The 15,227-nt window shown below is 73.1% G+C and carries 13 protein-coding genes; 7 read left to right on the forward strand and 6 right to left on the reverse strand.

Features of this window, described 5'->3' with window-relative positions:
* Positions 1–343: 343 nt before the first annotated feature.
* On the forward strand, positions 344–2,635 hold the full coding sequence (secD, locus tag AMK18_RS03815; RefSeq protein WP_073861627.1) for a protein translocase subunit SecD: 2,292 nt from the start codon (positions 344–346) through the stop codon (positions 2,633–2,635).
* A gap of 51 nt (positions 2,636–2,686) precedes the next feature.
* On the opposite strand, the gene AMK18_RS03820 is transcribed toward secD, so the two are convergent.
* Positions 2,687–3,496 (reverse strand): helix-turn-helix domain-containing protein, encoded by an 810-nt coding sequence (locus AMK18_RS03820; RefSeq protein ID WP_073861628.1) that lies wholly within the window; start codon positions 3,494–3,496, stop codon positions 2,687–2,689.
* A 63-nt stretch (positions 3,497–3,559) separates the two neighbouring features.
* Here AMK18_RS03820 and AMK18_RS03825 point away from each other — a divergent pair, with 63 nt between their 5' ends.
* Positions 3,560–3,865, forward strand: coding sequence for a 4a-hydroxytetrahydrobiopterin dehydratase (locus AMK18_RS03825; protein WP_018100308.1), 306 nt, complete (start codon positions 3,560–3,562; stop codon positions 3,863–3,865).
* Between the two features lie 4 nt (positions 3,866–3,869).
* Here the strand turns inward: AMK18_RS03825 and AMK18_RS03830 are convergent, their stop codons facing one another.
* Positions 3,870–4,832 carry a LysR family transcriptional regulator gene (locus tag AMK18_RS03830; RefSeq protein WP_073861629.1) on the reverse strand — a complete coding sequence of 321 codons (963 nt, stop codon included), beginning with the start codon at positions 4,830–4,832 and terminating at the stop codon, positions 3,870–3,872.
* Between the two features lie 102 nt (positions 4,833–4,934).
* On the opposite strand from AMK18_RS03830, the gene AMK18_RS03835 reads away from it, so the two are divergent.
* Together AMK18_RS03835 and AMK18_RS03840 are read left to right on the forward strand one after the other, a co-directional pair.
* Positions 4,935–5,675, forward strand: coding sequence for a class I SAM-dependent methyltransferase (locus AMK18_RS03835; RefSeq protein WP_018100306.1), 741 nt, complete (start codon positions 4,935–4,937; stop codon positions 5,673–5,675).
* A 70-nt stretch (positions 5,676–5,745) separates the two neighbouring features.
* Positions 5,746–6,681 (forward strand): class I SAM-dependent methyltransferase, encoded by a 936-nt coding sequence (locus AMK18_RS03840; protein ID WP_073861630.1) that lies wholly within the window; start codon positions 5,746–5,748, stop codon positions 6,679–6,681.
* 85 nt (positions 6,682–6,766) lie between these two features.
* Here AMK18_RS03840 and AMK18_RS03845 read toward each other — a convergent pair whose 3' ends face one another.
* The 3 genes from AMK18_RS03845 to AMK18_RS03855 form a co-directional block, all read right to left on the reverse strand.
* Complete coding sequence (locus AMK18_RS03845) at positions 6,767–7,603, reverse strand: aldo/keto reductase (RefSeq protein ID WP_018100304.1); 837 nt, start codon at positions 7,601–7,603, stop codon at positions 6,767–6,769.
* A 93-nt stretch (positions 7,604–7,696) separates the two neighbouring features.
* Positions 7,697–9,496, reverse strand: a complete 1,800-nt coding sequence (locus AMK18_RS03850; RefSeq protein WP_018100303.1) for an AMP-dependent synthetase/ligase — start codon at positions 9,494–9,496, stop codon at positions 7,697–7,699.
* A 314-nt stretch (positions 9,497–9,810) separates the two neighbouring features.
* Complete coding sequence (locus AMK18_RS03855; protein ID WP_073861631.1) at positions 9,811–10,695, reverse strand: LysR family transcriptional regulator; 885 nt, start codon at positions 10,693–10,695, stop codon at positions 9,811–9,813.
* A 124-nt stretch (positions 10,696–10,819) separates the two neighbouring features.
* On the opposite strand from AMK18_RS03855, the gene AMK18_RS03860 reads away from it, so the two are divergent.
* The gene (locus AMK18_RS03860) at positions 10,820–11,833 is read left to right on the forward strand and encodes a bile acid:sodium symporter family protein (protein WP_198956935.1); all 1,014 of its coding nucleotides are present in this window, start codon (positions 10,820–10,822) and stop codon (positions 11,831–11,833) included.
* Positions 11,834–11,864: 31 nt separating this feature from the next.
* Here AMK18_RS03860 and fdhD read toward each other — a convergent pair whose 3' ends face one another.
* On the reverse strand, positions 11,865–12,701 hold the full coding sequence (gene fdhD / locus AMK18_RS03865) for a formate dehydrogenase accessory sulfurtransferase FdhD (protein ID WP_073861633.1): 837 nt from the start codon (positions 12,699–12,701) through the stop codon (positions 11,865–11,867).
* A 235-nt stretch (positions 12,702–12,936) separates the two neighbouring features.
* Between fdhD and AMK18_RS03870 the strand changes: the two genes are divergently transcribed.
* The gene (locus AMK18_RS03870) at positions 12,937–13,890 is read left to right on the forward strand and encodes a beta-ketoacyl-ACP synthase III (protein WP_018100299.1); all 954 of its coding nucleotides are present in this window, start codon (positions 12,937–12,939) and stop codon (positions 13,888–13,890) included.
* Between the two features lie 148 nt (positions 13,891–14,038).
* Complete coding sequence (locus AMK18_RS03875; RefSeq protein ID WP_018100298.1) at positions 14,039–15,220, forward strand: ROK family protein; 1,182 nt, start codon at positions 14,039–14,041, stop codon at positions 15,218–15,220.
* Positions 15,221–15,227: the final 7 nt, after the last annotated feature.

Raw genomic sequence — 15,227 nt, forward strand, 5'->3', positions numbered from 1 at the left:
GTCCAGCGCCCGCGCGTGGCGCTGCCCGGCGTGCGCGGTCCTCCTAGGGCCTGTCGTCAAATTCCCGTCTGCCGGGCGACGCCATGCACGCACTCTCGCCGCACCGGCCCCAGACCCCAGTACATCCAGTACAGGGGTCTGGGGCCGGCACGCCGAGAGCACGCACCTGACGCCGCCCGGCCCGCCCTCCGGGCGGACGACGGGAATTTGACGACAGGCCCTGTGCCGGTGCCCACCGGCCCGGGGACCGCTCGCCGGTCCCGCAATCCATCAACGCCGTGCCGTTCCCGCCGTTCTGACCGGGTGAGGGGCGTGCCCGGCGCCCCCTCGGAGGAATCCCGCAATGACGCGCGCCACCACGGTGCGGGCGGTGCTGGCTGCGGCCGTGCTGCTCGTCTCCGTGCTCATCACGCTGACCATGTCCCCCAGACTCGGCCTGGATCTCCAGGGCGGCACCCGCATGGTGCTCCAGGCCCAGGACTCCGACACCGCGAAGGCCGACCGCGAGAGCACCGACCGCACCGTGGAGGTGCTGCGCCGGCGCATCGACTCGCTCGGAGTGACGGAACCGACGCTCACCCGGTCCGGCGAGGACCGGATCATCGTGGAACTCCCGGACGTCCAGGACCCGCGCAAGGCCGCCGACGTCATCGGCAAGACCGCCCAGCTGACCTTCCACGCCGTCCAGGGCCCGGGCGAACAGGACGGGGACGGCAAGGGCCTGACCCTGCCCGACGAGCAGGGCCGCCACCTGGCCCTCGGGCCCGCAGCGCTCTCCGGCGCCGGGGTCAAGGAGGCGTCCGCGTCCTTCGACGCCCAGCAGGGCGCCGGCTGGACCGTGTCGCTCGGCTTCCACAAGGACGCCGGGCGGGACTGGACCCGGCTGACCGGTGAGGCGGCCTGCCACCCGGTGCAGGATGAGCGGCGCCGGGTCGCCATCGTGCTCGACAAGCGGGTGATCTCCTCGCCCCAGGTCTCGCCGACCGTCGCCTGCGGTTCGGGCCTGCCCTCCGGCTCCACCCAGATCACCGGCTCGTTCAGCGCGGACGAAGCCCGCGAACTCGCCCTGCTGATCGAGGGCGGCGCCCTGCCCGTACCCGTCGAGATCGTGGAGCAGCGGACGGTCGGCCCGACGCTCGGCACCGCCGCGATCGACGCCAGCGCACGGGCCGCCCTGATCGGCGCGGCGGCCACCGCCCTGTTCATCATCGTGATCTACCGCCTGTTCGGCGCCCTCGCCGCCGTGGCGCTCGCGGCCTACGGAGTGATCTCGTACGCCGCCCTCGTCGCCCTCGGCGTCACGCTGACCCTGCCCGGGCTCGCCGGTTTCGTGCTGGCGATCGGCATGGCGGTCGACGCGAACGTGCTGGTCTTCGAGCGGGCCCGGGAGGAGTACGCCGGGCGGCCCGGGAAGAGCCTGCGGGCCTCGCTCGCTGCCGGGTTCAAGGGCGCCTGGACGGCCGTCGCCGACTCCAACGTGACGACGCTCATCGCGGCCGGGCTGCTGTTCTTCCTCGGCTCCGGACCGGTCAAGGGGTTCGGTGTCACGCTCGCCATCGGCGTGCTGGCGTCGATGTTCTCCGCGCTGGTCATCGCCCGCGCCCTCACCGAGATCGCGGCGCACTCGCGGTTCGTCGCGGACTACCGGGGCGTCAACGGCATCGCGATCCCGGGCCGGGTGCGGACCTGGCTCACCCGGCGCGACCCGCAGCCGATGCGCTCGCCGCGCCGCTGGCTGATGGTCTCCGCCGTCCTCATCGCGGTGGCCGTCGCGGGCATCCTGGTGCGCGGGGTCAATCTGGGCGTCGAGTTCACCGGCGGGCGGCTGGTCGAGTACTCCACCAGCCGCCCCGTGGACGTCGAGACCGCGCGGACCGCCCTCGCGGGCGCCGGGTTCGGGGACGCCGAGGTCACCACGGCCGGTGCGGGCGACATCTCCGTGCGCACCGGGGAGCTCGACAACGACGGCGAACACGCGCTGCGGGCCGCCCTGGCCGCCGAGGGCGGCGAGACCACCAAGGTCCGGGACGAGCTGATCGGCCCCAGCCTCGGCGACGAACTGCGGCGCAACGCCCTGATCGCCCTGGCCATCGCCGTACTCGTCCAGCTGGCCTATCTGGCGGTCAGGTTCCGCTGGACGTTCGCCGTCGCCTCGGTCGGGGCGCTCGTGCACGACGTGATCATCCTGATCGGGGTGTTCGCCTGGCTGGGACGCACCGTCGACGGCATCTTCCTGGCGGCGCTCCTCACCGTCATCGGGTACTCCGTCAATGACTCGGTCGTGGTCTTCGACCGGGTGCGGGAGCTGTGGGCGAAGGCCCGCAGAAAGCCCCTCGCGGAGGTGGCTAACAAGGCGGTCCTCCAGACCGTGCCCCGGACGGTGAACACCGGGATGGGCGCCCTGTTCATCCTCACCGCCCTCGCCGTGCTCGGCGGCGACTCGCTGGAGGACTTCGCGCTCGCCCTGCTGATCGGCATCGTCGTCGGGACGTACTCCTCGGTGATGACCGCCGTACCGGCCGCGCTGCTGCTGGAACGCACCAGCAAGGTCCCGCCGCCCGCCCGCACCCGGGCCCCGCGCGCCCGGCAGCGCGCCGGACGCCGCGACCCGCACGACAACGGGGCGCGGGTGTAGCCGCGACGGGCCCGTGTCAGCCGATCCGGCGGGCACGGGCCCGGTCCGCCCTCAGGGCACCAGAGAGCGCAGATACGCGGCGGTGTCCGCGTCGGCCGGCAGCAGCGTCTCGATGGCCAGCTCGGCCACCGTCACGTCCATCGGCGTGTTGAACGTGGCGATCGAGGCGACGAACGACAGCACGTGCCCCTCGTGCTCGATGATCAGCGGCAGGGCGAACGGCACCGAGGACGAGGGCGGCTGCCAGTCCTCGTCCCCGTCCGGCCCGGCCGGCAGCGGATAGCCCGCCACCTCCTCGTACAGCGCGCGCAGCTCCGGCGAACGGACCAGCGCGATCTGGCGCTCCATCTGCGCGAGAAGGTCCGCCCGCCACGCGCGGAGGTTCCGGATGCGCGGGGCCAGGCCCTCCGGGTGCAGGGTGAGCCGCATCGCGTTCAGCGGCGGGGCCAGGAGGTGGTCCGGTACGCCGTCGAGCAGCCGGGTCATCCCCTGATTGGCCGCCACCACCGTGTACATCCCGTCCACGACGAACGCCGGATACGGGTCGTAGCCCCGCAGCAGCCGGTCGAGGCCGTCCCGGAGCGCCCCCATCGCCGGGTCGTCGAGCGAGGTCTCCGCGTAGTGCGGGGCGTAACCCGCCATCACCAGCAGGGCGTTGCGCTCCCGTACGGGCACGTCCAGGTGCTCGGCGAGCCGCAGCACCATCTCCTCGCTGGGGCGCGAGCGCCCCGTCTCGATGAACGAGATGTGCCGGGCCGAGGAGCCGGCCCGCAGCGCGAGCTCCAGCTGACTGACCCGGCGCCGCTCCCGCCAGCTGCGCAGCAGCGGCCCTACCCCCGTGTCGAGCGCGACAGTTGTCATACGGAGACCGTAACGTCACCGGCACCGCCGACCGGCATCGACCACCAGTGAGGGAGCCGCCCCATGCCCGCCGCACCGCTGCCGCAGAACGAGATCGAGGACCGGCTGCGCGAGCTGCCCGGCTGGTCGCTGGAGGGGGACCGGATCGCCCGCACCTACCGGCTGCCCTCGCACTTCGCCGCCGCCGCGCTCGCGATGCACGTCGCCGCGATCCAGGACGAGCTGAACCACCACAGCGACCTGACGCTCGGCTACAACACCGTCGCCCTCTCGGTGAACTCGCACGACGCGGGCGGCAAGGTCACCGAGAAGGACCTCGGCCTCGCCGCCCGCGTCGCGGCGGTGGCCCCCGGCCACGGGGCGGAGTAGCCCCTCACGCCGCGGCCCCGAACCGGGGGTGGGTGGCGAGCCAGCGCGCGTAGCTCTCGCTGCGTTCCACCGCCTGGGCATACGCCGCCCGGGTGTGCTCGCTCACCGCACCGGCCGCCGCCGACGCGGCGGCCGAGCGCGGATGCCAGCCCAGCAGATGGCGCCAGCTGAGCGGAGCCCCGGCGACCGGCAGGGTCACCACCCCCGGCGTCGGCGGGAACGTCGCCCGGCACAGCCCCACCGCGCGCCCCACCTGGACGAGATGGACGACGGACGAGGTGTCCGTCTCGTACACCGACACCGGGCGGAAGCCTGCCCGCGCGCAGGCCGCCACGAAGCAGTCCGCGAAGCAGCCGTCGCCCGGCACGTCCGCCCAGCACTCCTCCGCCAGCTCGGACAGCTCCAACTCGGCCCGGTCGGCCAGGGGATGGGTCTCCGGCAGCATCACGAAGACCGGATCGACCCCGACGACCTGCCACTCCAGCCGGTCCGCGTCCGGCGGGGCGCTCTCGCCACAGGTCCCGATGAGCGCGAAGTCGAGCCGCCCGTCCACCAGTTGCGAGGCGACCTCGGCCACCGACCAGGAGGTGTACGTGGACACCGGCGCCGCCGGGTGCGCGGCGGCCAGCCGGTCCACGAGGCCGCCGAGCAGCGGGCCGTGCGTGCCGCCCAGCCGGAACCGCTCCATGGTCCCCATCGCGTTGGCGAACCGGACGGCCTCCTCCTGGAGTTCGCTGACGGCGGGCAGCACGATCCGGGCCCGTTCCAGGACCAGTTCGCCCAGCGGCGTCGCCCGCGCGCCCGTGTGGTCGCGCTCGAAGAGCGGCCCGCCGAGCGCCTTCTCGATCCGCCGCAGCTGGGCGCTGAGCGCGGGCTGAGCGAGGCCCAGCGCGGTGGCGGCCTTGGTCAGGCTGCCCGTGTCGGCGATGGCACGGACGGTTCGCAGATGGCGCAACTCCAGCTCCATCACCGCACGTTATGGCCCCCGTGGCCGCACGGCAATACGTCGGTGGTACAGACCTCTGGTTCGCTCCCACGGGCTGCGGCGATGCCCTAGAGTCGCCTCCCGATGCTCGACTACAACGAAGAGGCCACGGTCTACGACGCCACGCGCGGCGGGCTGCCCCGCGCCGAGGCGGCGGCCGCCGCCGTGCTCGGCCTTGTACCGGACACCGCGCGCTCCCTGCTGGACATCGGCTGCGGTACGGGCCTGGTCACCGGCCGCATCGCCGCCGGGCGGCCCGGGCTGCGGGTGACCGGCTCCGACGCCGCGCACGGCATGGCCGTCGTCGCCCGGCAGCGCGTCGGCGCCGTCGTGCTCGCCGACGCCCGCCGACTGCCCCTGCCCGACGCGGCGGTGGACGCGGTCTCCGCCGTCTGGCTGCTGCATCTGCTGCGCGAACCGGGCGCGGTCCGCGCGGTGGTGGCCGAGGCGGCGCGCGTGCTGCGGCCCGGCGGGGTGTTCGTCACCACCGTCGACAAGGACGCCGCGCACGACGTGGGCAGCGACATCGACGCCGCGTTCGCCCCCTATCTGGCGCCGACCCCGGCCGACGGCACGGACCTGGTCGTCGCCCACGCGGCGGAGGGCGGCCTCGACGTGGCGGGCGACGCGTTCTTCACCGGACACGGGCAGGGCCGGTCGCCGGTGAGCGCGGCACACGGGGTCCGGCGGGGCTACTACACCTCCCGCCTGGTCCTGCCGGGAGACGCCGCCGAAGAGCTCGTCCGGAGCCTGGCCGCCCTGCCGGACCAGGACCGCAGGCGGGCCGACCCGGAGTACCGGCTGCTGGCCTTCCGGCGCGGGTAGCGCACCCCGACGGCTTGCTGGAACGGCAAGGAAGTTTGCGGGAGCGGCCGCGCGTGGTGACCCTGGTGCCATGAGCAACCACTCCGGCCACGGCCACCACCACGACGGCCACCAGGGCCTGCACCACGAGCCCTCCGCGCACGGGCACCACCACGGCGGGTCCGAGCCCGACTGGGACGTCATGGCCCCGCTCCTGGAGCGCAACGCCGAGCTCAGCAGCGCGCAGTACACCGAGGCGGCCCGCTGGATCGCCGCCCTGCCCACCGCCCCGAAGGTCCGCCGGGTCCTCGACGTCGGCGCCGGACCCGGGGTGGTCGCCTGCCTGCTCGCCGAGGTCTTCCCGGACGCCGAGGTCGTCGCCGTCGACGGCACCCCCGCCCTCCTCGAACGCACCCGGGACCGGGCGCGCCGCCTCGGGCTCGACGGCCGCGTCACCACCCTGCACGCCACCCTCCCCGAAGAGCTGTCCGCCCTGGGCGAGGCCGACCTCATCTGGGCCGGGAACACCCTGCACCACATGGGCGACCAGCGCGCCGTGCTCGCCGGATTCGCCGGGCTGCTGCGCCCCGGCGGCACCGTCGCCCTGGTCGAGGGCGGACTCCAGGCCCGGCAGCTCCCGCGCGACCTGGGCTTCGGCAGGCCCGGGATCGAGGCCCGGATGGAGGCCGCCGAGGCGGAACTCTTCCAGGAGATGCGCGCCGAACTGCCCGACGCCCGGCGCGAGGTCGAGAACTGGGCGGCCCTGTTCGACGCGGCCGGCCTCACTCCGCAGGGCACCCGCAGCTTCCTGCTCGACCTGCCCGCGCCCCTCGACGACGCGGCCCGCGAACAGGTCGTCGCGGACTTCACCCGCCGCAGCGGCGGGCTGCGCGACCACCTGGACACCGATGACCTGGACGTGCTCGACCGGCTCCTGGACCCGGAGGACCCGGCATCCCTGCACCGCCGCCCGGACGTCTTCCTGCTCCTGGCCCGCACCCTGCACCTGGGCCGTCGCGACGCCTGAGCCGTGCCCGTAAGGACGTAACGACGAAACCGCCGCCCCCGGCTCGCGTACGAGCGGGGGCGGCGGCTTCGCGAAGCCGTGGCGGTCAGGCGCCGGCGTTGAACTCGCCCGGGTTCGGGCCGAGCCGCTTGCCCTCGTCCAGCGCCGCGAAGGCGGCCAGGTCGTCGGCGTCCAGCTCGAAGTCGAACACGTCGATGTTCTCCGCGATCCGCGACGGGGTCACGGACTTCGGGATCACCACGTTGCCCGTCTGGAGGTGCCAGCGCAGCACCGCCTGGGCGGGCGTGCGGTTGTGCTTGCGGGCGACCGCGAGGACCGTCGGGACCTCCAGCAGGCCCTTGCCGGAACCGAGCGGCGACCACGCCTCGGTGAGGATGCCGTGCTGGGCGTGCAGGGCGCGGGACTCGGCCTGCTGGAGCTGCGGGTGCAGCTCGATCTGGTTGAGCACCGGCACCACAGAGGTTTCACCGAGCAGCCGCTCCAGGTGCTCCGGGAGGAAGTTCGACACACCGATGGCCTTCGCGCGGCCATCGGCGTGGATCTTCTCGAACGCCCGGTAGGTGTCGACGTACGCGTCCTTGGCCGGGACCGGCCAGTGGATCAGATACAGGTCCACGTAGTCGAGGCCCAGCTTCTCCAGCGAGGCGTCGAAGGCGCGCAGCGTCGAGTCGTAGCCTTGGTCGCTGTTCCACAGCTTGGTGGTCACGAACAGCTCGTCGCGGGCGACGCCGGAGGCGGCGATGGCCTTGCCCGTGCCCGCCTCGTTCTGGTAGATCGCGGCGGTGTCGATGCTGCGGTACCCGGACTCGATGGCGGTGGCGACCGCCTTCGTCGCCTCGTCGTCCGGCACCTGCCAGACTCCGAACCCGAGCTGGGGCATCTCGACGCCGTTGTTGAGGGTGAGGGAGGGGACCTGGCTCACGAGCTGAGGATCCTTACGTTGAGGGGGTGGGACTCCCAGGGTCAACGATCAAGAACGCCCACGCATTCCCGGGCACCGCGATCCGTTCTCCGCTCAGCGGTACAGCGCGTCCACCTCGGTCTCGTACGCCGCCTCGATCGCCTTGCGCTTCAGCTTCAGCGACGGGGTGAGCAGCCCGTGCTGCTCGCTGAACTGGTGCGCCAGGATGCGGAACGTACGGATGGACTCGGCCTGCGAGACCGCGGTGTTCGCCGCCACCACCGCCCGGCGCACCTCCATCTCCAGATCCGGGTCGCGCACCAGCTCGCCCGGGGACAGCTGCTGCCGCCCCTGCATCGTCAGCCAGTGCTCCACCGCCTCCTGGTCGACGGTGACCAGCGCCGCCACATAGGGCCGGTCGTTGCCGACGACGATGCACTGCGCCACCAGCGGATGCGCCCGCACCCGCTCCTCCAGGGCGGCCGGCGACACGCTCTTCCCGCCGGACGTCACCAGGATCTCCTTCTTCCGCCCGGTGATCGTCAGATAGCCGTCCTCGTCCAGCGACCCCAGGTCCCCGGTGGCCAGCCAGCCGTCGTTGAGCACCGCGTCGGTCGCCTTCGGGTCGCCGAGATACCCGCCGAACACATGGCTCCCGTGCACCCACACCTCCCCGTCCTCCGCGATGTGCACCGTGCTGCCGGGGATCGGCTGCCCGACCGTGCCGTACCGGGTGCGCTCCGGCGGATTGGCGGTGGCCGCCGCCGTCGTCTCGGTCAGCCCGTACCCCTCGTACACCGTCACCCCGGCGCCCGCGAAGAACAGGCCGAGGCTGCGTTCCATGCCCGAGCCGCCCGACATGGCGTGCCGGATGCGGCCGCCCATCGCCTCGCGGACCTTCTTGTACACGACCTTGTCGAAGAACTGGTGCTGCATCCGCAGCCCGGCCGAAGGCCCCGGGCCGGTGCCGAAGGCCCGGGCCTCCATCGCCTCCGCGTACTTCACCGCGATGTCGACGGCCTTGTCGAACGGCCCCGCCCTGCCCTCCGCCTCCGCCCTGCGCCGGGCCGCGTTGAAGACCTTCTCGAAGATGTAGGGCACCGCCAGGATGAACGTCGGCCGGAACGAGACCAGGTCCGGCATCAGGGCCTTCGCCGACAGTTCCGGCTGGTGGCCCAGCTTGACCCGGCCCCGGATCGCGGTGATCTCCACCATCCGCCCGAAGACGTGCGCCAGCGGCAGGAAGAGCAGCGTCACCGCCTCGTCGCCCGGTCTGGAGTGGAACACCGACTCCCAGCGCGCGGCCATCGTGTCCGCCTCGAACATGAAGTTGGCGTGCGTGAGGACGCAGCCCTTGGGGCGGCCCGTGGTGCCCGAGGTGTAGATGACGGTCGCCACGGACTCCGGGGTCACCGCCCGCCGGTGCCGGTGCACCACCTCGTCCTCGACGTGCGCACCCGCCTCGACCAGCTCCGCGACCGCTCCCGCGTCCAGCTGCCACAGCCGCTTCAGCTGCGGCAGCCGGTCGATGACCGAGGCCACCGTCATCGCGTGGTCCTCGTGCTCCACCATCACCGCCGACACCTCGGCGTCGTGCAGCATCCACAGCACCTGCTCGGCCGACGACGTCGGGTAGACCGGCACCGACTGGGCGCCCACCGCCCACAGCGCGAAGTCGAACAGGGTCCACTCGTAGCGCGTACGCGACATCAGGGCGACCCGGTCGCCGAACCGCACCCCGTGCGCGATCAGCCCCTTGGCCAGCGCCAGCACCTCGTCACGGAACGCGGCCGACGTCACGTCCTGCCAGTTCCCGTCCGCGTCTTTTCGGCCGAGCGCGATCCGGTGCGGGTCCTCGTCGGCATGGTCGAACACGACGTCGGCGAGGCCGCCCACGAGGGGCGCGGCCGCCATGGGTGGGACAGTGAATTCGCGCAATGACCTGCTCCTTGGGGTGCTCCGCACAGCGCCGCGACGCTACCCCACCGGGCGGCGGCGCGGGAGGGTCCGGAACGGCCCGTACCACTTGGTATATGCACAGGTCAGGGGCCGAAATCCGGCCAGATGGGCAAGGCTCGGGCGCGCTTGGGACCGCGGGGTAAGCGGCTCGCGCGGGAATCTCCACCGAATCTGTACGCCGCGATCACTGCCGGTGTGGGCTGCTGTGTCCCGGTTTGGCGGATCCCCGGCTGCCGCGTCCCCGGCATTCTCCCCCTCGCGGGGCCGGGTCATGCCGGTTCACGCCCACGAACCCCGCGGATCAGCCGGTCCCCGCCCGCCAGGATCGCCGCCGCCAGCGCGTCCGCCGCCTGCTGCGCGCCGCCCCGGCGCCTGCCGTGCAGCAGGACGAAGTCCACCGCGCCCAGCTCCGGCAGCCCCGCCCGGACCGGCACCGGTTCCAGGCCGGGCGGCACCAGGCCCCGGGTGTGCGCCATCACGCCGAGCCCCGCGTGGGCCGCCGCCACCAGCCCGCTGAGGCTGCCGCTCGTGCACGCGATCCGCCAGGAGCGGCCCTGCTCCTCCAGCACCTCCAGGGCCCGCGCCCGCGTGATGCCCGGCGGCGGGAAGACGACCAGCGGCACCGGACGGTCCGGGTCGAGCCGCAGCCCCGGCGCGCCGATCCAGACCAGGGCGTCCTGCCAGACCAGCTGCCCGTGGGTGTCCCCGGCCCGCCGCTTGGCCAGCACCAGATCCAGACGGCCCGCCTCCAGCTGCCGGTGCAGGGTCCCGGACAGCTCCACGGTGAGCTCCAGCTCGACCTCCGGATGGTCGCGCCGGAACGTCTGCAGGATCTCGGGGAGCCGGGTCTGCACGAAGTCCTCCGAGGCGCCGAACCGCAGCCGCCCGCGCAGCCGCGTCCCGGTGAAGTAGGCCGACGCCCGCTCGTGCGCCTCCAGGATCGACCGGGCGAAGCCGAGCATGGCCTCGCCGTCCGCCGTGAGATCGACGCGGTGGGTGTCCCGGGCGAACAGCTGCCGCCCGGCCGCGTCCTCCAGCCGCCGCACATGCTGGCTCACCGTGGACTGCCGCACCCCGAGCCGGCGGGCGGCGGCGGTGAAGGACAGCGTCTGGGCGACGGCCAGAAAGGTGCGCAGCTGCGCGGGGTCGTACATGCCGGGCAGGCTATCGCGGAACGTGATGACAGTCAGAGCGGTGTACGTGTTTCCCGATCGGAGGGCGTCCGAGCAGGATGGTTCCCGGGCACGCCCGACCCTCACCGAGAGAAACGTGGAGCAAATGAGCCGCCGCCGCATCCCGCAGCCGCCGTCCTGGCTGCCGGTCGACCCGTACATAGCGGCGCTGATCGGCACCGTCGTCCTCGCGGCGCTGCTGCCCGCCTCGGGCCCGGCCGCCGAGGTGGCCGGCGGGGCCTCCACGGGCGCGGTCGCGTTCCTCTTCTTCCTGTACGGGGCGCGCCTGTCCACGGCCGAGGCGCTGGACGGGCTCCGCCACTGGCGGCTCCACCTCACGGTCCTGGCCTGCACCTTCGTCGTCTTCCCGCTGCTGGGGCTGGCGAGCGCGGGCCTCGTGCCGTACGTCCTGTCGCCGCAGCTGCAGAGCGGCTTCCTCTTCCTGTGCCTCGTCCCCTCGACCATCCAGTCCTCGATCGCCTTCACCTCGATCGCCCGGGGCAACGTCCCCGCCGCGATCTGCGCCGGGTCCTTCTCCTCGATCGCCGGGATCTTCCTCACCCCGCTCCTCGCCGCCGCGCTGCTCGGCGGCAGCGGAGGCGGGTTCTCCGGCGACGCCCTGCTGAAGATCGGCGTCCAGCTGCTGCTGCCGTTCGCCCTGGGCCAGCTGCTGCGCCGCCGCATCGGGGGCTTCCTCGCCCGCCACCGCAAGGTCCTCGGCCTGGTCGACCGGGGCTCGATCCTGCTCGTCGTCTACACCGCGTTCAGCGAGGGCATGGTCGCCGGCATCTGGCACCAGGTGACCCCGGCCCGGCTCGGCGCGCTCCTCGCCGCCGAGGCGGTCCTGCTCGCGCTGATGCTCGCGGTGACCTGGTACGGCGCGAAGCGCCTCGGCTTCGGCCGGGCGGACCGCATCGCGATCCAGTTCGCCGGGTCCAAGAAGAGCCTGGCCTCCGGGCTGCCCATGGCCAGCGTCCTCTTCGGGGCCCAGGCGAGCCTGGCGGTGCTGCCGCTGATGCTCTTCCACCAGATGCAGCTGATGGTCTGCGCGGTCATCGCCAAGCGGCGGGCCCGAGAGGGGCAGGACGCCGTGTCGCCCGAAGCCGTGCCGGTGGCCTAGCCCGCGACCGGCGCGCAGCCGTGCCGGTGGCTCAGCCCGCGTCCAGCGCGATGCGGTGCTCTCCCGCGTACACGTTCATCGAGGGCCCCCGCAGGAAGCCGACCAGGGTCAGGCCCGTCTCGGCGGCCAGGTCGACGGCGAGGGACGAGGGCGCCGAGACGGCCGCCAGCACGGGTATCCCGGCCATCACCGCCTTCTGCGCCAGCTCGAACGAGGCCCGCCCCGACACCAGCAGGACGGACCGGGACAGCGGCAGCCGCCCGTCCGTCAGCGCCCGGCCCACCAGCTTGTCGACCGCGTTGTGCCGCCCGACGTCCTCCCGTACGTCCATCAGCTCGCCGGTCTCCGAGAAGAGCGCCGCCGCGTGCAGGCCCCCGGTCCGGTCGAAGACCCGCTGGGCGGCCCGCAGCCGGTCCGGCAGCCCGGACAGCAGCGCGGGGGTCAGCAGCAGCGGGGGAGTGTCGGCGACGGGGTGCCGGGTCGTGGTGCGGACGGCGTCCAGGCTCGCCTTGCCGCACAGCCCGCAGGACGACGTGGTGTAGACGTTGCGCTCCAGCGTGATGTCGGGGACCTCGACACCCGGCGCGAGTTGCACGTCCACCACGTTGTACGTGTTGACTCCGTCGGCGGTCGCACCCGCGCAGTACACGATCGACCGCACATCGCCCTGGTCGCCGATCACGCCCTCGCTCACCAGGAAACCCGCCGCCAGCGCGAAATCGTCGCCCGGGGTGCGCATGGTGATGGCGAGCGGTTTCCCGTTCAGCCGGATCTCCAGCGGCTCCTCGGCGACGAGGGTGTCGGGACGCGCGGAGACGGCCCCGTCCCGGATGCGGATGGTGCGGCGGCGCTCGGTGACCCGTCCCATGACCGTTGAACCCGATTTCTGTAGGCGAGGGGGCCTCGGAGCGCCCCGACGCTGCCATTGTCCTGCACCGGCGACAGGGCGTCGCCACCGGATGGCCGGGCCGCGGATCACCTGGGCTGCTGCCGAGCCCTCCAAGCCGGAGCCGGGATTCCTGTGGGATCACCTGCCCCCGTACCGGGCGGTAGCGACCAAGACTGGTTGGTTCCTGACAGTTGGAGCGAGGGGACCCCGTTTTATGACCGGCTCACGTGTCGTGGCGCTCGGCCACTACCAGCCCGCCAAGGTGCTCACCAACCATGACCTCGCGGCCATGGTCGACACCAGTGACGAGTGGATTACCAGCCGCGTCGGCATCAGGACCCGCCACATCGGCGGCCCCGACGAGCCGGTGGACGAGCTGGCCGCGCACGCGGCCGCCAAGGCACTCGCCGCGGCGGGTCTCCAGCCGGGGGACATCGACCTGGTGCTCGTCGCCACCTCCACCGCCATCGACCGCTCCCCGAGCATGTCGGCCCGGGTCGCCGCCCGCCTCGGCATGGAGGCGCCTGCGGTCATGGACATCAACGTGGTCTGCTCCGGCTTCACCCACGCCCTCGCCACCGCCGACCACGCGCTGCGGGCCGGTGCCGCCACCCGCGCCCTGGTCATCGGCGCCGACAAGATGGGCGACATCGTCGACTGGACGGATCGTTCCAGCTGCGTGCTGATGGGGGACGGCGCCGGAGCGGCCGTCGTCGTCGCCGACGAAACGCCTGACCCGGAGCGCCCTGGCGTCGGACCGGTGCTCTGGGGGTCGGTCCCCGCCATGGGGGACGCGGTCCGCATCGAGGGCACGCCGCCGCGCTTCGCGCAGGAGGGCCAGTCCGTCTACCGCTGGGCCACCACCCAGCTGCCGCCCATCGCCCGCAAGGTGTGCGAGAAGGCGGGCCTCACCCCGGAGGACCTGGCCGCCGTCGTCCTCCACCAGGCCAACCTCCGGATCATCGAGCCGGTCGCCCGGAAGATCGGCGCGGTCAACGCCGTCGTCGCGCGCGACGTGGTCGACTCCGGCAACACCTCCGCCGCCTCCATCCCCATGGCGCTGTCCAAGCTGGTCGAACGGGGCGAGATCCCCAGCGGGGCGCCGGTCCTCCTCTTCGGCTTCGGCGGCAACCTCAGCTACGCGGGACAGGTGATCAGCTGCCCCTGAGCCGTGCGTGATCCGGCCCTTTGTCCTCGGAGTGGAGAAAGTTCGCCGGATTCCTGCGCGACTTCTTCCCAGTCCCGGCAACCGCTGCTACGTTCCCCTCCCAAGCCCGACGGACAGGCCGACGAGGCGGGAGGGGCGCGTGAGACGTATGACGGCACGACCCGCGAACGCCCACCAGGCGCAACTGCTCAAGCTGTTGCGCGACGGTGGGCCCAACTCCCGGGCGAAGCTGGGTGATCAGGTCGACCTCTCCCGGTCCAAGCTGGCCGTCGAGGTGGACCGGCTGCTGGAGACCGGACTCGTCGTCGCCGACGGGCTCGCCGCGTCCCGGGGCGGACGCCGCTCGCACAACATCCGGCTCGCCCCGCACCTGCGCTTCCTCGGCGTCGACATCGGCGCCACCTCCGTCGACGTGGCGGTCACCAACGCGGAGCTGGAGGTCCTGGGCCACCTCAACCACCCCATGGACGTACGCGAAGGGCCCGTCGCGGTCTTCGAGCAGGTGCTGTCCATGGCGGCGAAGCTCCGGGACTCCGGGCTCGCCGACAGCTTCGACGGCGCCGGGATCGGCGTTCCCGGACCGGTCCGCTTCCCCGAGGGCGTCCCCGTCGCACCCCCGATCATGCCCGGCTGGGACGGCTTCCCGGTCCGCGAGGCACTCAGCCAGGAGCTGGGCTGCCCGGTCATGGTCGACAACGACGTGAACCTGATGGCCCTGGGGGAGCAGCAGGCGGGCGTCGCCCGTTCCGTCGGCGACTTCCTCTGCGTCAAGATCGGTACGGGCATCGGCTGCGGCATCGTCGTCGGTGGCACCGTCCACCGGGGCGCGACGGGCAGCGCCGGCGACATCGGCCACATCCAGGTCGAACCCGGGGGCCGGCTCTGCGCCTGCGGCAACAAGGGCTGCCTGGAAGCCCACTTCAGCGGCGCCGCCCTGGCCCGCGACGCCGAGGACGCGGCCCGCGCCGGACGGTCCGAGGAGCTCGCGGCCCGCCTGGAGGCGTCCGGCCGGCTCACCGCCGCGGACGTGGCCGCCGCCGCGGCCGCCGGGGACGCCACCTCACTCCTCCTGATCCGCGAGGGCGGCAACCACGTCGGCCAGGTCATCGCGGGCCTCGTCAGCTTCTTCAACCCCGCCCTGGTGGTGATCGGCGGCGGGGTGACCGGACTCGGCCACACCCTGCTGGCCGCCGTCCGGGCCCAGGTCTACCGGCGCTCCCTGCCGCTGGCCACCGGCAACCTTCCGATCGTCCTGGGCGAGCTGGGACCCGCCGCCGGAGTCACCGGTGCGGCCAGGCTCATCAGCGACCACCTGTTCTCACCCGTCTGACCCGCCC

Source organism: Streptomyces sp. CB01249, assembly GCF_001905735.1.
Taxonomy (GTDB): Bacteria; Actinomycetota; Actinomycetes; order Streptomycetales; family Streptomycetaceae; genus Streptomyces.

Bases quoted from the DNA above. Each gene is read 5' to 3' on its own strand.
- AMK18_RS03870 (WP_018100299.1), top strand. From the start codon at position 12,937: ATGACCGGCTCACGTGTCGTGGCGCTCGGCCACTACCAGCCCGCCAAG.
- AMK18_RS03875 (WP_018100298.1), top strand. From the start codon at position 14,039: ATGACGGCACGACCCGCGAACGCCCACCAGGCGCAACTGCTCAAGCTG.
- secD (WP_073861627.1), top strand. From the start codon at position 344: ATGACGCGCGCCACCACGGTGCGGGCGGTGCTGGCTGCGGCCGTGCTG.
- AMK18_RS03835 (WP_018100306.1), top strand. From the start codon at position 4,935: ATGCTCGACTACAACGAAGAGGCCACGGTCTACGACGCCACGCGCGGC.
- AMK18_RS03840 (WP_073861630.1), top strand. From the start codon at position 5,746: ATGAGCAACCACTCCGGCCACGGCCACCACCACGACGGCCACCAGGGC.
- AMK18_RS03850 (WP_018100303.1), bottom strand. From the start codon at position 9,496: ATGGCGGCCGCGCCCCTCGTGGGCGGCCTCGCCGACGTCGTGTTCGAC.
- fdhD (WP_073861633.1), bottom strand. From the start codon at position 12,701: ATGGGACGGGTCACCGAGCGCCGCCGCACCATCCGCATCCGGGACGGG.
- AMK18_RS03825 (WP_018100308.1), top strand. From the start codon at position 3,560: ATGCCCGCCGCACCGCTGCCGCAGAACGAGATCGAGGACCGGCTGCGC.
- AMK18_RS03820 (WP_073861628.1), bottom strand. From the start codon at position 3,496: ATGACAACTGTCGCGCTCGACACGGGGGTAGGGCCGCTGCTGCGCAGC.
- AMK18_RS03860 (WP_198956935.1), top strand. From the start codon at position 10,820: ATGAGCCGCCGCCGCATCCCGCAGCCGCCGTCCTGGCTGCCGGTCGAC.
- AMK18_RS03830 (WP_073861629.1), bottom strand. From the start codon at position 4,832: ATGGAGCTGGAGTTGCGCCATCTGCGAACCGTCCGTGCCATCGCCGAC.
- AMK18_RS03855 (WP_073861631.1), bottom strand. From the start codon at position 10,695: ATGTACGACCCCGCGCAGCTGCGCACCTTTCTGGCCGTCGCCCAGACG.